At 37.5% G+C, this 25,005-nt stretch carries 10 protein-coding genes; 7 read left to right on the forward strand and 3 right to left on the reverse strand.

Annotation, left to right across the window (positions count from 1 at the left end; all coding sequences use genetic code 11):
- Nucleotides 1-545: 545 nt before the first annotated feature.
- On the reverse strand, nucleotides 546-14,270 hold the full coding sequence (locus AC1EJ0_RS04335; protein WP_480023276.1) for an InlB B-repeat-containing protein: 13,725 nt from the start codon (nucleotides 14,268-14,270) through the stop codon (nucleotides 546-548).
- Nucleotides 14,271-15,059: 789 nt separating this feature from the next.
- Between AC1EJ0_RS04335 and AC1EJ0_RS04340 the strand changes: the two genes are divergently transcribed.
- The 7 genes from AC1EJ0_RS04340 to AC1EJ0_RS04370 all read left to right on the forward strand — a co-directional run bounded on the left by AC1EJ0_RS04340 (nucleotide 15,060) and on the right by AC1EJ0_RS04370 (nucleotide 21,507).
- On the forward strand, nucleotides 15,060-15,995 hold the full coding sequence (locus AC1EJ0_RS04340) for a substrate-binding domain-containing protein (protein WP_480023275.1): 936 nt from the start codon (nucleotides 15,060-15,062) through the stop codon (nucleotides 15,993-15,995).
- A 69-nt stretch (nucleotides 15,996-16,064) separates the two neighbouring features.
- The gene (pstC, locus tag AC1EJ0_RS04345; protein WP_320605046.1) at nucleotides 16,065-16,931 is read left to right on the forward strand and encodes a phosphate ABC transporter permease subunit PstC; all 867 of its coding nucleotides are present in this window, start codon (nucleotides 16,065-16,067) and stop codon (nucleotides 16,929-16,931) included.
- Nucleotides 16,924-17,727, forward strand: a complete 804-nt coding sequence (pstA, locus tag AC1EJ0_RS04350) for a phosphate ABC transporter permease PstA (RefSeq protein WP_480023274.1) — start codon at nucleotides 16,924-16,926, stop codon at nucleotides 17,725-17,727. The genes pstC and pstA overlap by 8 nt, the downstream gene beginning before the upstream one ends.
- Entirely contained in the window at nucleotides 17,727-18,479 is a 753-nt protein-coding gene (gene pstB / locus AC1EJ0_RS04355) for a phosphate ABC transporter ATP-binding protein PstB (RefSeq protein WP_480023273.1), read from the forward strand. Before pstA ends, pstB begins: the two co-directional genes overlap by 1 nt.
- Before the next feature lie 15 nt (nucleotides 18,480-18,494).
- Entirely contained in the window at nucleotides 18,495-19,151 is a 657-nt protein-coding gene (phoU, locus tag AC1EJ0_RS04360; RefSeq protein ID WP_480023272.1) for a phosphate signaling complex protein PhoU, read from the forward strand.
- 8 nt (nucleotides 19,152-19,159) lie between these two features.
- Nucleotides 19,160-19,831, forward strand: coding sequence for a response regulator (locus AC1EJ0_RS04365; RefSeq protein ID WP_480023271.1), 672 nt, complete (start codon nucleotides 19,160-19,162; stop codon nucleotides 19,829-19,831).
- On the forward strand, nucleotides 19,828-21,507 hold the full coding sequence (locus AC1EJ0_RS04370; protein ID WP_480023270.1) for a sensor histidine kinase: 1,680 nt from the start codon (nucleotides 19,828-19,830) through the stop codon (nucleotides 21,505-21,507). The genes AC1EJ0_RS04365 and AC1EJ0_RS04370 overlap by 4 nt, the downstream gene beginning before the upstream one ends.
- 734 nt (nucleotides 21,508-22,241) lie before the next feature.
- Here AC1EJ0_RS04370 and AC1EJ0_RS04375 read toward each other — a convergent pair.
- Complete coding sequence (locus tag AC1EJ0_RS04375; RefSeq protein ID WP_480023269.1) at nucleotides 22,242-23,258, reverse strand: CAMP factor family pore-forming toxin; 1,017 nt, start codon at nucleotides 23,256-23,258, stop codon at nucleotides 22,242-22,244.
- Between the two features lie 25 nt (nucleotides 23,259-23,283).
- A complete protein-coding gene (locus AC1EJ0_RS04380; RefSeq protein WP_480023268.1) occupies nucleotides 23,284-24,981 on the reverse strand; it encodes a CAMP factor family pore-forming toxin in 1,698 nt (565 codons plus the stop codon).
- Between the last annotated feature and the right edge of the window lie 24 nt (nucleotides 24,982-25,005).

Consider the following 25,005-nt stretch of genomic DNA (forward strand, 5'->3'; position numbering starts at 1 on the left):
TTTCTTATCACAAAGATTTATAAAATATATCTATAATAATAGCCTTTAGTATAAACTTTGTCAATGGCGAGAGGGTGAAAAATATTTGTGTTTTGTGAAAAACGTTTATAAATTATATCTATAGCATTGACCTTATGTATATACTATGTCAATGGCGAAGCACAAAAGAAAAAAGAGTGCATATCACTTGATACGCACTCTTTGTATAATTATTATTCTATTGTTTAAGCTTATATCCTTTACTATTTCGCTAGAAGAATTGATGGATAAGGCGAAGCATAGCGAGCGACCGACCGACATCGTACTAACTGGTACGTTGAGGAAGGAAGCGAGCGATCCGTAAGATCAATCAAAGCTGTCTTCGTTTTACTCGACACCTTTGTGATCTCTGGAATAAATCATACATAGTCAATCGAACTTCGTTTCACTCGTTCTCTTGGTGTATGAAATTAACAATCCTTAGGCGCAATATTAACGCAAAAGAAAAAAGAGTGCATATCACTTGATACGCACCCTTTGTATAAATATTATTCTATTGTTTAAGCTTATCTTTCAGTAAAGAACTGAAACTTCTTTTGATAAATTAACAGATCATCCGTAATAATGTTGTATGTTAAAGTGTCATTGTCTATAGCATTGGCCTTATAATATCTTCCATCTGTCAATAATGTGTTACTTGCACATAAGATGTCTTCATATAGAGGCATGCTTGGATTGATGTCTTTGTAATGTATCATGTTGTTAACATTTCTATTTAGATAAGCCTTGTCAAGAACTCTGTCGAAAGCCTTGTTAGATACAGCTGCTACCTCTTGTCTAGTGATAGGAGCGTTCGCATCAAAGTATGCTATGCCCGATGTGTATACATCTAGCCAGCCAGCTTGGTATGCTGCTTCTATCTCTTCAGTAGCCCAGTGACCCATGCTTAAGCCCATGTCGTTGCCACTAACTTTCTTTAGGTCTTGGAACCTTCTAAGCGTTGCCACCCATTCAGCTCTAGTGATCTTACCTTCTGGTTTGAAAGTACCATCGTTATAGCCTTGGAAAACTCCCGCTTGCGAAACTATTCTAACAGCTTCTGTGTACCAAGTGTCGCCAATGTCTGTGTAGCTTATAGGGTAGAATGGATCATATTCGTAGCCGTCAGCCTTAAGTGCGTTTGCTAAGATTTGAGCAGCTTCAGACCTTCTTAGTCCGTCATATGGTCTAAACTTGCCATTGTAGCCTTGCATATATCTTAGTTCCTTAAGTCTTTCGTTGTCTTTGATCTTAACAATCTTTTCAACGATCTTTTCTTTTTCCACGATTCTATCTCTATAGATAATTTCTGGATATTGTCTATCTTGTCTTTCTTGTACATAAACCTTTACATATACCTTAGTTTTTGTTCCGTCTTCATATACTACTTCGATTAGCGCTTCAGTACGTCCTGGTTTAGATACATCTGGCTCTTCTTTTATAGTTGTGCTTATTATTTTTTGTGGTCCAGTAATATACTTTTCGTAATCTTCTGGTCTTGGGAGCACACCTACATCTGTTACTACATAGTCCGCATCTGGTGTAGGAACATCGTCTTTTCTGTAATTTGCAAATATAGTTGTCTCTTTTGTAAATTGATCTCTAATCTCAGTTCTATACTCAGCTCCATCAGCAGCATCAACTTTCCAGTAATCAAAGATCCAAGTTCTGTTATCTGTAGTATCCTTTATTCCTTTTGGTTTATTAACTGGTATAGTAACTTCTACTTTTGGATTAACCCAGAATTTTTGTTCTTCATATTCATTTACATCAAGCTTAGCCTTATCTGTCTTCTTAACAATTACTAAGACAAAGTTATCTGGAACAGTTGGTTTTTCGCGTCCATGTTCTTGTTCAACTACATCTCCTGTAACCTTGTAAGGAACTTCGATAGGTTTTACTTCTCCGTTTGGATAAGTTACTACTATCGTAGTTTTTCTTTGTTCTGGACTACTTGTATTTGGTTCAGTACCAGGTTTAAATTCAAATATTGTTCCTGGTGGAAGATTGTCTGGATTATTAGGGTCACTGTCATCATAAATATTCTCTATGAATTCCTTTGGTCCTGGATTTGACTTTAGTGGGAACCAAAGATTTTCTTTTCCTTTAGGCTCAATGTTTTTATTGAACTCATAAGTTGCAGTAATATTTGTTTCATCTTTTGTAAATTCATCAGTAATATTTGTTGTATACATTTTTCCATTATCATCTGAAGCCCAATTGATGAAATTATTTGTTTTCATTATTCCATCAATAAGTTCTTCTTTTCCAGTTGGAATATTAACAGGTATCCAAACATCTATATTTGGTTTTACCCAGAAAGTCTTCACAAAGTAAGTGTTATCCGTAGCTGTAACTGTTGTGTCAACTGTAACTTTTACATAATTATCTGGTACAAGTGGCTTGTCTTTACCAAATTGCTCAACAACGTGGTCAACTACTGTAAGAGGTACTTCTACTATAGTATCTGCTCCGCCTGGGTACTTAACCTTAACTTTTGCAGTTACATTACCTGTGTTGTCAACATTAGGTTCTTCCTCATAAGTTATTTTTGTTCCATCAGGTAGATTATTAGGATTTTTAGGGTCATCCTTGTCAAATTTATTCTTAATTAAGTCCTCAGGATTTGGTAAATCGCCCTTTGCTGTAACAGCATTTTCCTTTGGCAATGGTTCTTGAATTATATTGATCCACTTAAACTCATATTTAGCAATGATATCTGTATCTTGTGTAAATGTGTCTTTTATATATTCGTCAGGCCAAGATCTTACAGTGCCTTTAATAACTGTCCAGCCTATAAATGTGAAGGAAGATATATTTCCATTTATATTCATTTCTTTTCCTTCAGGTTTATTTGTGATAGTAACTTCTTCTTTTGGATTTACATAGTAAACTTTTTCTTTCGGATCAGTCGCTTTATTTGTTGGAATAAGTTTTACAGTTACATAGCCCTTAGGTTTTTCTGATTCATTATCTTTTGTTTTTGGTATAACATCATCTAATGCTTTGAATTTAAATGTATATTCAGCATTTTCAGTATAAGTCTTATTTGTAATTTCTGGTGTCCATGTGCCATCTTTTTCTGTATATCCTAAGTTCGGATTCTTAGTAATAGCTTTTGCTGTGTCTGTTAGGTCTATAGGCTTATTAGGTTTTACATAGTAAACTGTATTTCCTGATAAAGTTCCATTAGCATCTGGCTTAAATGTTACTATATGGTATCCATCTGGTTTATCTGAACCATCAGTCTTCTTTTGAGGAATGATATCTCCTAGTGTTTTATAGCCTGCTGTAATCTTTGTGTCTTCAGCAAATGTTTGAGTTAGTGCTTTGTCCCATTTCTCAAATTCATATCCAACGCTTGGCTTAACATCTGGAGCAGGTACTGTTACTTCTTTATTTGGTTTTACATAGTAAACAGTTTTGCCGCTTAATGTTCCATGATCTCCCTTGTCAAATGTTACTGTTAAATAACCTGCTGGTTTGTCTGAGCTGTCTGTTTTTTCTTGAGGGATTACATCATCTTTTTCATTATAAAGAGCCTTAATTGTATCTCCGTCACTGTATTGAATCTTCTTAGCAATTTGTGTATCCCAGTCAGCAAAGTCATATCCTGTATTTGGTGTAACATCTGGGTCAAAGCCCTTTAATGCAACTGCCTTATTAGGATTTACATAAACAACTTTTGTTGTATCAGTTGTGCCCTTTATCTTACCATTTGTTTCTGTAGAGAAAGTAACTGTGATATAGTCATCTGGTTTTTCGTTTTCTCCGCCTGTAAGCTTATCCTTAGGAACAACATCGTCAATATCATCATATTGGGCTGTTACTACAATATCTTCTGCTCCTGTTATTGGTGTTGTATCAGCTTTGTCCCAAGCATCTGCACCAGCTTTTTGCTTCCAACCTGTTTCTGCTGTAACTTTTGGTTTTCTTAAATCAGCAATAGTTATAGTTGTATTTGCTTTTGGATTTACATAGTAAACTAACTGTCCACGTAATTGACCATGTTCACCCTTGTCAAATGTCACTGTAATGTAGCCTTCTGGTTTTGCATTTGACTTTCCAGTGTTATCAATTGATGGGATAATGTCGTCAATCTTCTTGAAGTTTCCTTTAACTATTGTGTCACCAGCATACTTCTTAGCTGTATTAACAGTATCTTGATCCCATTTTTCAAATTCGTAGCCTGTATCTGCTACTGTCTTTGGTTGAGGAACAGTTACTTCTTTAGCTGGATTTACATAGTAAACTGTAACTTCTTTATCAGCTATCTTTCCGCCTGTTGCCGGATCTATTACAAAGGTAACTGTCTTATATCCTTCTGGTTTTTTGTTTTCTGTTCCATCTGGCTTTTTATTTGGAATTACAGCTTCCAAGTCGTTAAAGCTTCCTTCAATTGTTCTATCTTTATCATAAACTGTAGGTCTAGTAGTATCGTAATCCCAAGCGCCAAATTCAAAACCTGTATTAGCCTTTGTAGCTGGTGGGTTAATTGTCACATATTCTGTAGGATTTACATAGAATTTTGCAACGCCATCGATTGAACCCTTATTTCTATCTTCAACTTTAACTACAAATACTACTTCCTTGTAGCCTTCCGGCTTAGTATTAGGAGTTCCATTAGTATCTTTTTCTGGAACAACTGTATCAAGCTTAGTAGCTTTTGCAGTTACTGTTATATCAGACTCTTTAATTTCAAGTGTATCTTCTTTATCCCACTTATCAAACTTATATCCAGTTCCTTCTTTATATCCTGGTTTTACAAGATCAGCATTGCCAAGCTTTATACCTGCATTTTTCTTTACATAGTATGCTTTTTGTGCTGTTAAACTTAATCCATCCTCAGTCGCAAATGTTATTCTTACATAAGTATCATCTGGTCTTGGCATTGGATTAGGATCACTTGGATCATATGAGATGATATTCTTATCATTTTCCCATTTAGCGATGGCTGTAGTATCTTCTTTTAATTTAATTAAATCGCCAGCTTGATAAGTTTTATCGCCAATCTCCCATCCAAGGAATTTTGCGTCTTTCTTAGCAAGATCGCCCTTGCCTGCAAGTCTAACATCTGTATCATAATCAACTGTCAATACTGGAGGTACTGTTCCTGTTACATCGGCTCCGTTTTTATCGTAAGTTAATTTAACTTCCTTAGGCTTAAACATCGCTATATGAACCCTACCTCTTGTAATTTCATTTTCCTCGTCGATCTTTGTACGCCATTGGTCGAAGATATATTTATTAGGATCATTTGGAGTAGTGCTTGGTACAGGTAATAGTGTTTGACTTGCTGTTGCGTTTGCGTCTGCAAGTTTAACGCCCTTATCAGGATTTACAAAGTAAACTATTTCGCTTTCATTCTTTGCTGGTGGAGTTTTCTCGTATGCTGGATTGCCTGTTATTGTACCCCTACCATCTGTTTCAAAGATAATTACTACATAGCCTGCTGGGGCTGTATCTGTAGATCCTGCCTTGATTATATTTGGTAGTTGTGTGTATTTTGCTGTTACATCTATATCACTTGTTCCAGTTATAGCTTTATTCAATGGAGTATCCCATTGACTGAATTTATATGTTTTTTCTGGAACTATAGTTATATCTCCAGGTTTAAGATCTTCTATCTTCTTACCTGCCTTTGGATTGACATAGAATGTTGTTTGTCCATCTAGATAGCCATGCTCTCCTCTTAGGAAGCGAACTGTAACGTAACCTTCAGGCTTGTCGTTAATTTTGCTACCGTCTTTAGACTTAATTACATCATCTAGCTTTTTGAACTTACCTTTAACAGTTGTTTCTTCATCATTATAGGCGGTTGGAGTTGTAGTGTCTTTGTCCCATTTATCAAATTCATAGCCTGTTTGAGCTTCTGTCTTTGGTGGTTTAATTGTTACTGCTTCACCCTTCTTTACAAAGTAAGTTATAATTTCTCCTGTTTCAATCGCTCCTCCTGTAGCTGGATCAATTACAAAGTTAACTGTTACAAAGCCTTCTGGCTTTGTAATGGTATCATCTGTCTTAGGTCTAACATTGTTTTCTACGTTAAAGTTTGCTGTGATTATTGTATCTTTCTCATATTTGATATAGTTATCCAAGCTAGATACTTTACCATCGCTCTTCCATGATCCGAATACAAACCCATCGTCAGCTACTGGTGTTGGTGCTGTTAATTGAACGTACTTATTAGGATTTACATAATAAGTCTTTTCTCCGCCCACAAGCGTACCATTGTCTCCTGCCTTAAATGTTACTGTTACATAGCCCTTTGGTTTTTCTGTATTTTCGTCTATTTTTTCAATTACATCGTCAATTTTTTCATATTTTGCAACTACGAACATGTAATCTGTTATCTTTGTCGTATCAGCTTCGTCCCAGCCTTTGTATTTCCAACCTGTATCAGGTGTTATAATAGGCTTAGTTGTTATTTCTCCTATAGTCTTGCCTGCTTCTGGATTGACATAGAATATTGCATTTCCTTCCATGCTTTTAGCGTGCTCGCCTTGGAGGAATATCACTGCTACATAGTCTGTTGGTTGCAAGTTTGGAGTACCATCATCATTTGTTGCTGGTATGATGTCTTTAAGCTTAGTGAAGTTACCGTAGATAGTTGTATTATTTTTATATTGCTTTTGCTCAGCAGGATTAATTTTATCAGCAGTAATATTATCTACAAGTCTCCATCCATCAAAGATGTAGCTTGTGTCAGCAACTCTCTTAGGTGCCTTAAGTGAAACTTGTCTATTTGGATCTACATAGTAAGTTTTAATTTCGCCGTCAGCAATATTGCCGCCCCTGCCTGTAATTTTAAAAGTAACTTCTACATAGCCAGCCGGCTTATCTGATCCATCGTTTTTAAGTTTTGGATATACTGCGTCCTTTTGGTTGAAATTTGCAGTTATAACTGTATCTTCAGTGTAATTTATATAGTTTGCTAGACTAAAGTCGCCTGTAACTTGATCGCTGCTCCATGCAGCGAAGTCATAGCCAGTCTTGCCTTCTGGTGTAGGCGCTGATAAGCTTACGTACTTATTTGGATTTACATAGTAAACTTTTTCGTCTATCTTATTGCCGTTACTGTCTTTTATTACACCATTATCGCCTGCTACAAAAGTTACCTTTACATAGTCAGGGTGCTTTTCTGTATCAACATCTTTTAATACATTCGCTTTGGCTGTAACTACTATATCAGCACCTTTTATTTCAGTATCGTCAGCTGGATCCCACTTAGTAAACTCATATCCAATTTCTTTAGTATAAGTTGGATAGCCATAATTTGTTATATCTTTCTTAATAGTTTCAAGCTTTATGCCTGCATTTTTCTTTACATAGTATGCTTTTTGCTCTGTTAAGCTTAAGCCTTTATCTGCCGCAAAAGTCACTCTTACGTAACCATCTGGTCTTGTCATTGGATCTGTTTTACTTGGATCGTAAGGAATGATATTTTTTGAGCTATCATAAGTCGCTGTGATTACAGTTAAAGCATCAGTAAACTTCTTTGGTGTTTTTGGATTATAAGTTGCTCCATCAGCATTTGCTCCCATCTTCCATTCTTTGAATGTAAAGTATTGAGCGCCTTCTGGATTTGCAATTGGAATTGTTACTTCTTTTGTAGGATTTACATAGAAAATCTTTTCTGCTTTGTCTGTTGCATTATCAGTTGGTACGAATTTTACTTCTACGTATCCATCTGGTTTTTCATTTGCATTGCCACTTCCATCTTTTGCCGGAATGACATCAGAATCTTTTTCATAGTAAATCTTGATAGTTGCCTTATTGTCTAGGGCATATTTACCGTCTTTTGGATTTAATTCGATTCTGTTGAATTTATATCCTATAAATTTCGGTGCTGTTGTAGCTGTATAAACGTCTTTGTCAATGGCTTCATCAGCTTTGCCGCCCTTTTCTGTAGGATATTTATTGTTCAAGGCAGCTTTCTTTTCGTCTTCATCTAAGCCTTGTGCTTCCGCATCTGTTAGGAATTTAAATTTATCAGCTATAGCCTTGCCATCTAGGTCAAGGTATTTGATAAACGCACTTGCCTTGCCATATTGAGCGTAGAAAATTTCCGCATCATCCCAATTATTTGGGTTTTTAAGTTTTATTACATAAGCTTCGTCAACTTTTGTTCCATTTGTATCTTTATCTTGCCATTCTATGAAAGTTTCATCTGCCTTACTTGGCTTGCCATATTTTTCTTCTACTGCTTCTCTTACTTCTTCAAAACTTACAGGTTCATAAGTCTCACCACTGCCTTTACAGTATACATAGACAGTAACTTTTGCTTTTCCACCTTTAAATGCACCTGTATTAGCATCAAATACAACTGGGAAATGAGCAAGTGATTCTGATTTGTCATCTGTTGTTACTTTCTTAAAGTAATGATACTTTATTGTATCTAGCTTAGGATCTGCCGGATCCTTATATTTTTCAGACTTTGTTTGATCTCTACTAGTAAAGATGTAGCCCTTGAATTGTGGAGCCACTTTTTTAGCGTCGCCAAGGTCACTTTCCGTAACGAATGCATCAAGCTTACCAAACTTTTCTGCTGGATATTCAACACCATCTATATGGTACTTAACATCGATTTCCTTGTTATTTTCATCAAGATAGACAATTTTTACTTTTCCTTCTTCGTATTGTGCTGTAATTGTGCTTGCTTCTGCAAATTTATGTCTTTTCTCTAGCTCATAAGTTGTTCCCGCTTCATCTGCAGCTGCGCTGTCTGCCTTCATTGTCCATCTTGTAAATGCTTCTTTAATGCCTTCAGGGTTTTTGCCCGGTATTTTAACCTCAGCAGCTGGATTTACATAGTAGAAGTACTTTTGTGGCTCTTTCGCCTTAGTAGTTGGATCTAGAGTGACCTTTACATAGTTATCTGGCACGTAGTCTGGCTTGCCTTCTTCTGTCTTTGCTTCGTAGATGTTCTTGATAACTTTAACCGGTATATCAAGTGTTTGTTCTTTTCCATTCGCAAATTTTACTTTTACCTTTATATTTTCAATTCTGCTTACTTTGCCGTCGTTATGTTCTTGTAGCTTTTCATATAGGGCAGCCTTTAATGCGTCAGCATCTGCATATTCCTTGCCTGCGTCATCTACTATAGTAACTTTATCGCCATCACCTAAAGCTGTGGTGCTACCATTTTGCACTTGAACGGCTGCTTTAAGTTTATCTTCTTTAAGATCTGTAGCAATGAAGTCGTTAATCCAGTTCTTGCCTTCTTTGTATGATTCATGAACTACAAGCTCAGTAGTTTTTGAGAATCTTGGGCTGATAACTGTATCTTCAGTAAATTTATGACGCTTAGCAAAATCGAATACGCCATTTTCATTTTGGGCATCCTTATCAGCTGTCCAATTGATAAGTGGTCTTGCGCCATCAGCATTAAGCTCTGGAATTTCTACCCAAGCTTTTTTATTTACATAGTAAACCTTGTTGTCCTTTGACTTCATATCGCCTGTTGGAGCAATAGTGACCATTACGTAATCGCCTGTTACGTCCTTCAAACCCCCTTCTTCTGCTTTCTTTCCTTCAGCTTCACTTAAGAATAGTGGTTTGTCGCCTTTTTTGTTAAGCGCTTCGTAAACGTTTTTGTAAATAGTTATAGGTATGTCAAGCTCTTGTGGATCTTTTCCGTCTGGGAAAGTAACTTTAGCTTTGACATTTACTGTACGAACAAGCTCTTCTTTATCGGCTTTGTTTTGTTCATTTACTAGTTCATAGACTTGCTCATCTGTTGTTAATTCATTGCCTTTGTCATCGTATAATTTTATTACAGTTCCTTTTGGAAGCGGTTTTACGTCGCCTTTTTCCTTCCAAACTAATTGTGCTTTTAATTGGTCAATAGTTGGAGCAAAGTCATTTGTCCAAGTGCCATTAGGATCTTTGTAGGCTTCTGTTCTTACTAGACCTTTTGCACTTAGGCCTGACCATTCAAAGTAAGCTGTAAATACATAGAAGTCTTTTGTATCATTATCAATAATTGTGTTTTTGTTTAATAACGCTTTATCGTCCCACTTAGTAAACTTCTTGCCATTGTCTGGAGTGATGTAGTACTTGTCTTTTTCTTTGTCATTAGGAGTTCCATCAACCTTTGTTCCTAGTTCTTTTGGAACAGGAAGTAGGTCTGACTTAAGTCCCTTGATTACATCATAGTTAAGTTCTTTTATGTCATTACCCTTAGCATCTTTACCAAATGAGCCGCCCTTATCTGCCTTAAATGTTACTCTTACATAACCTTCTGGTGGATCAGGAATTTTTTGTCCCTCTGGTGGAGTTGGTATTTCAATTACTCTTACGTCTTTATAATAGAAGAATATTTGATCTGAGCCTGTGCCATTGATGCCAAGGAATTCGTTTGTTTCTTCATTTACATCGAAGAATAGTTGTTGTTGTGGGTCGCTTGTTAATTTCCAGCCAGGTATTGCTCTGTAGTTTCTTGCGTCGTAGTGACGATTACCGTTGGAAACGTTTTCTGAGTCTATAACTTGATATTTTTTAAAGATTTTTTCTAAATCTGTTCTCTTAGCTTCAAACTTTTCTTTGTTTGCTTGATTTGCTTCTAGAAGTTCATTATCTTTTAAATCCTTTGTATCTATAAGTTCCAAATCCGTAAAGAATTTTTCAACTTCTGCTTTGCCTTTTTCATCAAGATAGTTGACAGTGTATTCACGTTGTCTGAATGGTCTGTAGAAGAAGTGGAATTCATTGCCTTTGTAGTTAGGATTGTCTTTGTATGCAATTTTGGCTTCTGTTGACTTGTCTTCGTCTTTAATCTTTTCTGACTCTATACGTTGAGTTTGGAAGTATCTGTTATTGAAGCCAAAAATTTTATTATATTCTTCATATTTTTGCTTGATATCTTCGTCTTCTGAAGCCATCAATTCATCATGAGGTGCAAGCAGCCACTTTTCTCCTTGTTGATCAGCTGTAGTCGCTGTATAGTAGCCAACTCTCTTGTCTTCTAGTATTTCTAGAAGAGGCTCTCCGTCCTTTTTGCAATCTTTATCTAAAAAGTGATGATAAACTTTTACGTCAACTCTTTGGTTTGGCACCCAAATTGCCTTTAGATATAGTGGGGATACTACATCGTTACCAAAAGTATATAGCTCTGGAACTTTATATTTTTCACGGTATGAATTGTCAACTTTGTCTGTGTAATCGCCTTTTTCGTTTTTCTTGTAGCGAATTACTTCCCAGCCCATGAAGTCGTAGCCCTTCTTTGTAGGCTTGATCCTTGGTTCTACAAGCTTTTGTCTTTGAACCACTGTAAAGACTTGCTTGTCGCCTTCGTTAGTTTCTTTCTTTGCATAGGTATTTTCTTCTTCTTGGCCTATGTCTCCTTCTTTTATTTTTTTGCGGCTTGTAGTTATCTCTTCTTCCTTAATTGGCTTTAGTTTTCCGCCATCTGGATCAAATGTTACCTTCCATTTATAGTCTGGTTCGCCCCACTTGGCAAATAGATGCACTGGATGAGTAGGCATTGTTTCCTTAGGATTTTCCCAAATAAGTTTTGTGCCGGCAGGGTCTAGTGCCCAGCCCTTGAAGACCATTTGGTCTGAAAGATTGTCTGGTCTTTTAACTTTTAACTTGCCATCAGTATCTGTAAATACTAGGTCTGTAAGGCCTAATTTTTGTAAATTTTCCGGATTATCTAGGAAGTTCTTAGGATTGTCTTTGAAATACTCTCTGTCTTCCCTATCTAGATTTGAATCTACCAAATCAGGACTTAAAACCTTTAGTGGAAATTCATAAAAAGTATCTAATTGGTTTTTGCTATTAAACTCACTATCGTCCTTAATCTTAGTCGGGTCGTAGTTAAATCTTAGTGGATACTTATTACGATGGTATTCGAAGCGTAGATAACCATTTTCTTCAAATGCTTGACCATCGTCCTTTACGTCTCCATAATCGTCTTGATCGCTATAGAAAACGGGGATAAAGTCTAACTGACCGATAGGTAATTTTATACCATTGTTGTTATAGTATGTCCCACAATTGTTAGGTGTTATTTCATCACGCTCGTCGTTTAGCTCATTAATTCTATCTTCGTCCACGCGGCCATCTTCCTGCTGTCCCTCTTTTATACTCGGCCATTGTTTTTTAGGTTCATAGCCATGAGGGGTAAAGCCTGTAACTTTCGGGTATCTGTGGCCATAGTCTGAGGCGATCGTATCCGCCTTGGTTCTTACAAGGTCATAACGTATGATGGTTTCGCCGTCCTTAAAGCCGTCCATCCAAAAGTCCATGTGGTGAGGTATAGAAGGCTTATCCTGTTTTATACCGAAGGAAAGGGTTGTAAAGTCGAATCTATCTAAATCGATTGTTGTGCCGTCGCCCTTATCTATATGTTTAACATAGCCGCCCCAATTAGTGTAATTAGCCATGTCAAGGAACTCATCGGCATTTAATCTATAAGGCGGAGTGTCTAAATGAAGTGGAAAATTCGGTACAGTATAGTTTGGTCCCCAGCCGAAGGATTGATATCCCGGTGTAAAGCCCTTTGTTTGCTTGGCATCGTTTGGCCACTTATACATCATCTCATTAAATCTAGCCTTGTAGTGATATGGATTGCCAGGTCCACCTACTTTAACTGCCTTACCTTTCTTTTCGTCATATTTCCAAATTTCAGGGTAGATGGTGTTTTTTTCAGGTTGTGCATTGGACTTAGTAAAGTATAGGTCGTAGACTTGTCTGTCGTAGTAGATGTTGTAGACAGTCTTACCTGTTGCTGATACAGACTTGTCCCCATTTTGTGAATCTGTAAGTTTTTTGTTGTAGACAAAGAATTTGTTTAGATAAAGATTCTTGCCAAAATTAAATATTGCGTTATTCCATATCTTATTTAGACGGGCTTGGTCCAGGTCTGGGAATTTTAAGCCTTGAAATTCTTGCTTATCTGCACCTTCTCCAATCACTACAGGTCCTGGGCTCTCACTATCCAAGTTTGGTTTCGTACCAGTTTTTTGGTTTTTATAGACACGAGTGCCCATGTAGTCGTACTTGTCCATTATAGATGCATCGTCAGCATGGTCAGCCTTTTCTACCCAGAACTGTATTGCGTAGTCAGCCTTTTCCTTGTCCTTCCAAACTGCAGTAAATGTCAGCTTTTCTCTTGACTTTTCATCCTGGCCTAATAAGAGAGCAGACATCTCTAACTTGACATCAAGGTCTAGAGCAGGCTTTCCATCTGCCTTATTAATTATTTCACCTTTTTTATAAGTTGTTTGTCCGTCTGTAGTTTTTAAATCATGAGACGGCATCCAGCCTAAAAAGTTAGAGCCAATCTTTGTAGGAATGTCTTCCTTAGCTAATTTTGGAATCTCTTGCTTATAGTAATAAGTTCTATTCGAAAGCGGCGAACCGCCCTTAGTATCGAAAACTACATCATAGTGCGCAAGATTATAACGGTACTCAAGTACAAAGTCATTGGCATCTTCAGGCACTTGCATAGTGATAGCAGGCGCTTCTGGAATATATCCCTTTCTATCATTCTCATTTAGTGGACTTACTTCCATAGTTGAACCAGTATTACCTGTTTGAGTAGTGATCTTTTCATGCTTATAGATTTCTTCTTCAGGTTGATTTTTACTTTCAACACCATTTTCGTCTATTATAGTACCAGTTTTTTTATTAGTATTCGGATCAACTTCACCAAAAGAAGTGATTGTTCCATCAGGATTAGTATACTTAGCAAAGTCCTCCATTGTTTGGAATATATGTTTGATCTTTATTTCATTTGGTTTAGCCTTGTAATTAAAGTCTTTACTTGCAGAATATCTCTTGCCATTGATAACGTCGCCAGTTTCATTCTTTCCATTCGCAGCATCTTTTACAGCATCATATTCAATCATAAAACTGTCATCTAATTGCGACTTATCATAACCAGCTAAATCAGGCAAGAAAATTTCCTTCTTAACCTTAGCTTTTTCGTCATCAGTCGCAGCCTCACCTACACTAGCGATGTATGGTTGATAGTCAATCACATACTTATCGCCATTTTGCACCTTATAGTCAGTGCGGTAAGTGTAAATCGCTGGCTGATCCGGATTTTTAATTAGCTCCTCAGCATTATCCGACTTAGCTGGATCTACAGGCGTCTTGCCATTAATAATTTTTGACTTATTGTTTTCTAATTTGTCGTAATTATAATCAGTCTCTGCCAATAAGCCTACAGGCATAGCGGTAACTAGCATCATCACTGCAAGTACTAGTGTTAATGCTCTTTTAAAAGTAAAATTCTTCTTCATACTTCTCCCCCTCTTTTGATAGTATATATATCTTGTATTCATTTACAAATACTCACTGTTATTATACCACATATCAGCGCTCATGTGAACCTTTTCTCAAAATTAATTAAAGTAATAAACGAAATTATATATATGGCTTATTGATTTATGCGCATGGCCTTGCCCCTTCAATTAATTTTGCTTGAGTAATGACGGGCAGATGACATATGACGGACAGATGGTATAGGCTGGGCGGATGGTATACGCTGAGCAGATGATTTTTTCTTTTACTTACACTTCTCTTCCTATATATATAGGCGAGGTAATATTATTAAAAAAACGTTTTTCACGAGCGCAGCATTCAGAGAAAACTGTTTTAGTGAGAAAAGATATGTTCCAAAAGCAGCGCATTGAGACAAATTGCTTCAATTGCTTTGCGCAGGACGACGGCCATAAATCCATCTAGTGGAGCGCAGCGTAACGAATATGGATTTATAGTCGGACAAGCTTAGCAATTGTCAATTTGTTGAACTAAGCTGCGTGGAACTATCTTTTCGATGTGCAAGCGAGAGAAATCAATTTTCGTTGTTCAAGCGGTGAAAATAATTTTTGATGTACAATCACTTTCCGTTCAGTACAAAGCTGTTTGTAAAGTATATTTTACAAATACAAGCCCATTTTCGTAAAAAATCAAAAAAATTTTGGTGATTTTACATATTTTACATAATCTTTACATAATTAATATACATTCTTAACACAAGGCCACTATAATCAACTTGTAAAAATAATTTAAAGGAGTGTTATTTAAAAATGACAAAAAAATTAATTTCATTATTGCTAGTACTTGTATTAGCATTCTCTCTAGTAGCTTGCTCTAAGGACGAAGAAAAACCAGCTGAAACAGCTACTGAAACAAAAACAGAAGAAAAGACTGAAGAAAAAACTGAAGAACAAGCACCTGAAACTTCTAACGAACCCATCACTGTAATCTCAAGAGAAGACGGTTCTGGTACTAGAGGAGCTTTCATCGAAATCACTGGTATCGAAGAAAAAGAAGGAGACACTAAGGTTGACAGAACTACTGTTGACGCTGTTGTTCAAAAATCTACTAACGCTGTTCTAATGACTGTTAACGGTGACAAGAACGCCATCGGTTACATCTCTTTAGGTTCTTTAAACGATAGCGTTAAGGCTGCTAAGGTTGAAGGCGTTGAAGCTAGCGCTGAAAACGTTTTAGACGGTTCTTATAAGATTGCAAGACCATTCAACATTGTTTACAAAGGAGAAATTGACGGACTTAAGAAAGACTTCATCGACTTTATGATGTCTAAGGAAGGTCAAGAAATGGTTCTTGAAAACAAATACGTTCAAGTTGACACAGCAGCAGCTGAATACAAACAAAATTCTCAATCTGGTAAGCTTGTAGTAGGTGGTTCAACATCTGTTACTCCACTTATGGAAAAGTTTGCTGAAAAATATATGGAAATGTATCCAGACGTTAAGATCGAAATTCAATCAACAGGATCATCTGCTGGTATCCAAGCAGCTATCGAAGGTGCAGCTGATTTAGGTATGGCTTCAAGAGACTTATCTGATGAAGAAAAGGCTGAATTAACTAACGTGGTTATCGCTAAAGACGGTATCGCTGTTATAGTTAACAATGACAATGCATGTGAAGACTTAAGTCTTGAACAAATCAAAGCCATCTTCGTAGGTGAAACAAAAACTTGGGGAGATATTAAATAATTTAGACTAAAAGAAAATTTCCTCCGGAGGGCCAGATTTGAGCCCTCCATAATTTTATAAGGAGTAATTATGAATAAAAATTTTAAAGAGAATTTCATGAAGTATTTCTTCTTTGTCATCTCTCTAATATCTGTCTTTGCTCTTTTACTTATATGCTACTTCATTTTTTCTGAAGGCATTCCCTTTGTAAAAGAGTACGGACTAAAAGCATTTTTATTTGGCAAAGTATGGGCTCCTAGAAACGTTCCCGCATCTTACGGTATCGTGTCAATGGTAGTTGGCAGTGTGTATACAACGCTCGGCGCGATCATCATAGGTCTGCCTATAGGACTTTTGACAGCCATATATATGGCCTTCTATGCCAATAAAAAAGCATACAAAATACTGGAGCCAGCCGTTCAGCTAATGGCGGGCATCCCTTCAATTGTATATGGTTTCTTTGCCCTTGTAGTTATTGTGCCACTTGTAAGAAAGGCGTTTGGCGGTGACGGCATGAATATAATAACGGCATCCCTACTTTTAGGAATAATGATACTTCCAACTATAATCTCCATATGTGAGTCATCATTAAGAGCCGTCCCAAAGTCATTCTACCAAGGTTCAGTAGCACTCGGCGCAAGTAAGGAAATAAGTATATTTAAAGTCGTTGTACCTGCCGCAAAGAGCGGGATTATCTCCTCTTTCATCTTAGGCATCGGTAGAGCGATAGGTGAAACTATGGCTGTTTACTTAATCGCTGGTAATCAGCCTAGAATCCCAACTTCCATTACACAAGGGGTTAGAACACTTACAACAAATATAGTTATAGAGATGGCATACGCTACACCAAAGCACAGACAAGGACTTGTCGCGACTGCCATGGTCCTATTTATCTTCATTTTGATAATAAACACTATATTCTACTTTATTAAAGGAAGTGAAAAGAATTATGAGTAAATTTTTGAAAATACTGATCAAGGTCGCTGCCTACTTCACTTTGGCTACACTTGTCTTCATAATCCTTTACATTTCGGTCAATGGTATACCAAACCTAAGGCCATCTTTATTCGCGCCTAAGTACACAAGTGAAAACGTATCGATGCTGCCAAGCTTAATTGTGACGCTTGTAGTTGTTGTGCTCACTTTACTCGTAGCCGTGCCCATAGGTGTTGCGAGCGCCATTTACCTAAGCGAATACTCGAAGAAGGGCTCAAAGATAGTTAAGATCATTAGGCTTGGTACTGAGTCACTTGCAGGTATCCCGTCTATCATCTACGGTCTATTTGGTATGATCTTCTTCGTATATGAGCTGCAGATGCAATACTCGATTATGGCGTGCGTCTTAACCGCCATCATCATGGTCTTGCCAATCATAATAAGAACGTCGGAAGAAGCGATACTAGCTGTTCCTGACTCGTTTAGAAAGGCCTCTTTTGGTCTAGGCGCGGGAAAGCTATCGACTATATTCAAAGTAGTTTTACCTCCAGCTATGAACGGAATTTTGGCAGGTATCATACTTTCTATAGGTAGAATCGTCGGCGAAACTGCTGCATTTATCTACACTTTAGGTACTGCGACTGCCATGCCAAAGGCGCTTAACGAATCAGGAAGGACGCTTGCCCTACACATGTACGTACTAAGTGACGAGGGCTTCCACGTTGAAGCAAGCTTTGCAACTGCCTTTGTTTTACTGATTGTGGTTGTAATTATCAATATGCTTTCAACAAAATTATCAAGAAAGGTTATGAAATAATGAATAAAATTGAAGTTAAAAATGTTGACCTCTTTTATGGTGATTTTCAGGCGCTAAAGAATGTGTCTATGGATATGCCGGAGAACAAAATCACGGCTTTCATTGGCCCATCTGGCTGTGGTAAGTCAACGCTGTTAAAGAGTTTAAATAGAATGAATGATCTTGTCGATGGTGTAAAAATCACTGGCGAAATCACTTTGGATGGTGAGGACATCTACGCTCCAAAAGTTGATGTGAACGAGCTTCGTAAGAGGGTTGGCATGGTTTTTCAGCAGCCAAACCCCTTCAGCATGTCTATCTACGATAACATTGCTTATGGCCCTCGTGTGCACGGAATTAGAAAGAAAAAGGACCTTGACATCATAGTAGAAAGGTCACTACAAGGTGCGGCTCTTTGGGATGAAGTAAAGGATAAACTAAAGAGAAACGCTCTCCAAATATCTGGTGGACAGCAACAAAGGCTTTGCATAGCAAGGGCGCTAGCTGTTGAACCAGAAGTTTTGTTGATGGACGAACCAACATCGGCTCTTGACCCAATATCGACATCGAAGATTGAAGAATTATGCGACTCACTTAAGGACCGCTACACCATCGTCATCGTGACTCACAACATGCAACAAGCGGCTCGTATATCGGACTACTGCTCCTTCTTCTTTGAAGGTGAAATCATTGAATCGGATCAAACGAGCACCATTTTCCAAAATCCAAAAAATAAAAAGACTGAAGACTATATCACTGGTAGATTCGGTTAAAAAAGGGGTATAATCATGGTAAGAACAAGATACATTAATGAATTAGAAAATTTAAAAAATGAAATCATTTTATATAGTGCTATCGTTGAAAAGATGCTGATGGACATGAAGGTGACTATAGAGACGGCTGTGGAGGATGCTGATATCAAAGATCAGCTTCACGAGATTGAGAGTAAAGAGGACGAAATTCGCGAGTATAACAGAAACATCGAGACTCTATGCCTTAAGATCATGTCGACTCAACAACCGGTTGCGAAGGATTTAAGGTTTGTTTCGTCTACTTTAAACATCATCAGAAACGTTGAAAAGATTGGCGGACACGTGATCGAAGTCGCTGGCCTACTTAATTTTGTAAGTATCGGCGAGGACTTCACTGAAGAGATTTTGGATATGTGCCTATCTACTAAGAAGATGTTAAAGAGCGGGATTGACGCCTTTATCACTGGCGATTTGGAAGAGAGCTACAAGGTCATCGCCTCTGACGACAAGATTGACGCTTTATTCAGCCACATAATGAGTGAGGTCGTAGAGAAGATTGGCGATAAAAAAGATGACGCTCTAAGGCTTATAGACATAATACAAATTGCGAAGTACTTCGAAAGAATCGGCGACAACGCAGAATCTATCGCGGACTGGAGCGTATTTTCAATCACTTCTAAGCACTATGAGTAGGAGGAGCTATGATATATATAGTTGAAGACGACAGGAGCATTAGGGACTTAGTTCTATATGCACTGCACAATGAAAATTACAAGGCTGAAGGCTTTGAGAATGCTGATGAGTTCTTTGCTAGAGTTAAAAAAGAAGTGCCAACGCTAGTTATGCTCGACATCATGCTGCCTGGCACAAGCGGACTTGAAATACTTGATCAAATGAAGAGGGATGCCGCACTAAAGAACATCCCCGTAATTATGCTAACAGCTAAGACTACTGAGTTTGACAAGATTACAGGGCTCGATAGAGGCGCCGATGACTACATCACAAAGCCATTTAGCGTCTTGGAGCTTTTGGCAAGGGTAAGAGCCCTTCTTAGACGCAGCAAAGTGAACGCTGGCGACGTACTTGACTACGCCGGTATCAGACTCGACTACGACAAAAGAACCGCAACTGTTGATGGCGAGCCCATCTCCCTTACTTATAAAGAGTTTGAGCTCTTATACTTTTTACTATCGAACCCAAACATCGTCCTAACAAGAGACAGGATTATAGAGAAGATCTGGGGCTACGATTTTGAAGGAGAGACAAGAACCGTTGACGTTCACATCGCCTCAATAAGATCGAAGATTGAGCCATATCAAGGCGTTATCAAGACTATCAGAAGCCTTGGCTATAAGGTTGGTGACGAAAAGTGAAGAAAAAACTAAATATCACCTACGCCATTTGCTTTTTTATAGCAATAGTCTTAAGCGTTACAATAAGTACAGCTATATTCTACCAAAATACTAGAAAGAATGAGTTAAAAGATTTAAAAGACGAACTTGCTCTAGCATCCATGCTAGATGTGGACGACTTAGAGATAATGGGCCGCTTTGATGTAAATCTTCGCTTTACCGTAGTTGATCCAGAAGGCAATGTTCTATATGATAACTTCACAGATCCTGCATCGATGGAGAACCATGCTGATAGAAAAGAGATTAAAGAAGCCTTAAATGGCGACATCGGCAAAGACGTGAGACTATCCAATACGCTTAATAAAGATACGTACTACTATGCTTCTCTCATGGCGGACGGCAATGTAATAAGGATATCAAAGCAAACAGAATCAATACTTGGCTCATTTATGAAAGTAGTTCCACTTATACTACTTATGTCAATCCTACTTATTCTAGTGCTTTTACTAATAAACAAAAAACTCGTAGACAAACTGCTATTGCCTATCGATTACGCTGCAGAGCACTTGCACAGAGACGATTTCAATACAGCTAAGATCGACGTTTACGACGAACTAAGTCCATTCATAAGGACTATAGAGAGAAAGAATAAAGACATCAAAGGCTATATAGAAAGCCTTGAAACTAAGGAATCAACAGTGAATGAGATACTTAGAAACATGAACGAAGGCCTGGTACTCATTGACACTGACTTAAAGGTCGTTCAGCTCAACGACGCATCGAAGAAGCTATTTAAGTCAAATATGCAAACCGATTATACGGGCATGGACGTCGTTAGGCTAACAAGGAGCCAAGAGGTATCGACTAGACTAAATGATTTAATTCAAACGCACAAGTCATCGAGCTTCGAGATTATGGTCGACGAAGACAACCTAAAGATATATCTATCCCCAATTGAGAATGGAAGTGCCCTAACAGGCATCATCATGCTAGTTCTTGACGTAAACGACGAGAAAAAGGCCGAAAAGCTTAGACGCGAATTCTCCGCGAACGTTTCACACGAGCTAAAGAGCCCGCTAACATCGATATCTGGCTACGCCGAGCTAATTAAGAACGGCATGGTTAAGGAAGAGGACATCAAAAAATTCTCCGGCATCATCTTTGACGAAGCAGGTCAAATGCTACGCTTGATCGATAACATCATCATGATATCGAAGCTAGACGAAAGACCACAGCTAAAGAGCGAAGAAGAAGTTTCGATTAAAGAGACTATAGAGAATATCTTAAAGCTATATAAGGGCAAAATCGACGCGAAAAATTTAACAGTCGAAAGCCACATTGAAGAAGGACTTAAGAAAAACGTGCCACTTGGCATGCTTTCGGAGCTTTATAGAAACCTAATCTCAAACGCTATCAAGTACAATAAAGATGGCGGCAAGCTTACAATCTCCGTCGAAAAACGCGGGGACAATATCATAAGCAAAATTTCAGACACAGGCATCGGTCTTGAGAAAGACGAAATCCCTCGTATATTCGAGCGCTTCTACATGGTCGACAAAGGAAGAAACAGAAATACAAACTCGACAGGCCTTGGTCTATCCATAGTGAAACATATAGTGGAAGATATGGGTGGATCGATAGATGTGATGAGTACTGTGGGCGAAGGAACTACTATGAAAGTAATCTTCAAAGCTTAGTTCGCATTCGATTTGCCCACGGAACTTGTTCGCTGTGCGCCCTCCCTCAACGTACTTCTATGTACGATGTCGGTCGGCCGCTTCGTTCCACTTCGTCCCGTGAATCAAATCGCTCTGCGAAGTCCCATGGTCAATGTAGATCCAGAGTAAAAATGATTAAGTTAGTGAATAAAGAAATATTTATTAAAATAAGAAATTTTACATTCAAGCGAGCCCTTGAACTTGTTTGCTCTGCGAAGTCCATGGTCAATTTATGATCCAGAGTATTTAGATAAAAAGTAGTGAATAAAAAAATTTTTGAGATCAAAGTTAATCTTTGGTCTCTTTTTGTGCTCAAATGTTTTTTATTCGACATAAATAAAAGTATTTTAATAATTGCAGTATTCGTAGAAAGCTGCTATTAGTGAGAAAAAAGATGTTTCAAAAGCAGCGCATTATGTATAGCTAATCACTTTTACGAAGCAAAAATAGTGAGAAAATTGATTTTCACGAGCGCAGCCTTCGGAATAAATTGCATTAATTTCTTAATGAAGATGTCTGCCCGCGAATTCATCTAGTTGAGCGTAGCGAACGAATATGAATTCGCAAGACATCGAATTTAGAAATTAACAATTTATGTAGGCGCAGCAAGCGAGAGAAATCAATTTTCGATGTGCAAATCAAATGCAAAATAAAAGAGAGCCTCGCAAGGCTCTCTTATAAATTCTATTAACTATTAATATAATTACTATTAACTAGTTTCTAGGACCCATGTCAAGAAGCATTCTGATTGTGTCGATAAGTTCTTGAACTTGTCTTGAAGATGCTCTTCTTTGAAGGATTAGCTTGTTAGCTAAGTCTATAGCGTCTCCTAATTCTTTTCTCTTATCTCCGTTTCTTCTTGCTTTTCTAGCTAAGTTTCTGTGTTCTTTTAAGTCGCTTCTTTCTGTTGAAGTAATTCTGTGGTCGTTTTGTAGTTGAGCAATTGCTTTACCTACTGCTGCGTCTAGCATGTCTGATGCTTCGTAGATTTCTCTAACTAAGGCTTGTGGTCTAAGTCTAATTGATGTAACTTCTCTTATAACTTCGTTAAGATCGTCTAAAACGTATTGAGGAGCTTCTTTAAGGTCTGTTCTGTAAAGTGCTCTTGCTTTAACTAGCTTGTGATCAAGGTCGCTTCTAACATAAAGGTTAGCTGTATCGTTGTTTGTTAGATCTGGGTAACCTATAAGTTTTGCTTTTAAAGCTTCAAATTCAGCCATATAAGCTTTCATGTCGTCAACTGTGTGGAATGGGCTTACTGCGATTACTAAACCTTGGAATACATATTCAGCGATTTCTACGTGAGCTTGGTCAACTTTGTATCTTAATGTTGTTGTTGCAAATCTCATTGCTACACATAGTCTACCAACTAGCATTAATCTTTGAGGGATTGATGATAGGTCGTAGATTTGTGCAAATCCCATACCAATTCCACCAACTGCTTCTGGTTGTAGTGAATTTTCAATGTTAGCTTCTAATTCGTCAGTTTTTGCGTTGAAGTTTTCAAGCATTTCTCTGTTTGTTTTATTGTGTGGTGTGATGTCTTTTGCTTCGTCTCTTATTGCTTGTACTTGTCTTTTATATACTTCTAAATCGTTTACTTCGATATCTAAATCGTCTTCGCCAATGGCTGCTTCGTCGTCATTGATCATCTTAGCTGATGCAACTGTAGTTAATACAGTGTTGAACATTAATAATAATGCTAAGAAGATTGTCATAAATTTTTTCATAATTTTGTCTCCTTTCATTTATAGACTATCTAAATGAGAAATCTAATTCTTTTACTTGGTCTTTGATTCTTACTGTTGCGTGGAAATCTTTTAACCAAACATAAAATTCAAATCCGTTGAATTTTACTCTGCCTTTTCCTTGGCTCATATAAACTTTCTTTGTTAAAGTTTTGTCCCCAGAAGTTACTTCTACAGTCATGTAGCCGTTATATGCTCTGCCATTATTTAAAGCTTCTACTTCGATAGAGAAGATACCAGCTCTTCTTTGAGTGTTTTCTACGCTAACGATTTCGATATCAGCTTCTTTTTGTTTTTCTTTTACTTCTACATAAACTGATCCCATAACGCCATTTTCAGAAGTAGCAAATATTTTAATAAGTCCTGTGTGAAGGGCTTTTACAAGGCCTGTAGTTTTATCAACATATGCTATAGAATCGTTTTCAGAAGTGTATGATAATGATTTATTAACTGCTTCTACTGGATAAACAAGTGCTTGGGCTGATAAATCATATGTGTCACCAACTGTCATAACAACTTTGTCTGTAGCGAAATCAACGCTCTTAACAACTGTCTTGTCATGTTGGATTGGTGGTAGGTCATCATGTCCTGGACCTGGAACTGGGTTTAATTCAAAACCGTAGTTTTGTCCTGTTGCTTGTAGTGGTGGGATTTGATCCATGTAGCCGCCTTGTTCAACAACATATAATGTAAATTTTCCTTGAACGTTGTTGTCCTTAGCAGTAACTATGATTTCAGTTGAACCAGTTCTTTGTGGAATGATTTCTCCTGCGCTTACTCTTGCTATATATGGGTTAGCTGAGTAAATAATAACGTCTTTGTTCTTTACTTCATTTGGGAATATTACTGGTCTGATTCTAGTCTTTTTGTCGATTGAGATGTAACCAGCTGGTCCTTCCATAAATTCGACTCTTTCAACTCTAATCTTTGGTCCAGTAATTTTTTCCATTTCAGCATGAACTTTTTCTACTTGTGCATCAAGCTCTCCGCAAGTTACATCAAGTCTCCACCACATTCTAGAACCGTTGTCAATAGCTTCTTTAAGTGGTCTAGCTCTAAAGTTTTTAGTTACTCTGTTTTGGCTATTGTAAACTCTTCTAGCTTCCGATAGTTCCCTACTAAAAGCAGCTTTCTTATAGATAGTTGCTATGTCTTCAGGTCTAAGGTCTGGATATTGAAGTAATTCTTCTTGAAGTGCTTCAAATCTTTCCATGTACTCAACGATTTGTCCTTCGCTTGCGAATGGGTTAACTACATATAATATACCTGTTAGGATATATTCTGCAATCTTAGTGTGAGCAGCTACTACTTTGTTTGAAAGTTCAGTAGTTGCAAACCTTATAGCGCGACCGATTCTAATAAGAAGTTGTACTCTTACTGGAATAGTTGTTAGATCATAAACTGATCCATCTGCAAATCCTTGTACGGATCCTGCTACTCTTTCTTCGCTAATTTCAAGCTCTCTGTTGATGTCTTTAGCAGCTTCATGATATTTATCAAGAAGTTCCTTTTCGTCATCATTCTTTGGTTCGATATCTTGAACGCTTTGAACGGCGTTTTTAATATCGACCTTTAAGTCAGAAATTTCTAGTAAAACTTGATCCTTTTGGGATTCAGCTTTTACTACGCTGCCTAGAGGGCTAAACACTGTTACTAAGATTGCCAATACCAAGACAAATGATAGTACATTCTTGTAATTTTTCATAGGTAAACCTCCCCTAAATATATT

The sequence above is a fragment of the Fenollaria sp. C0166D3 genome (assembly GCF_056590255.1).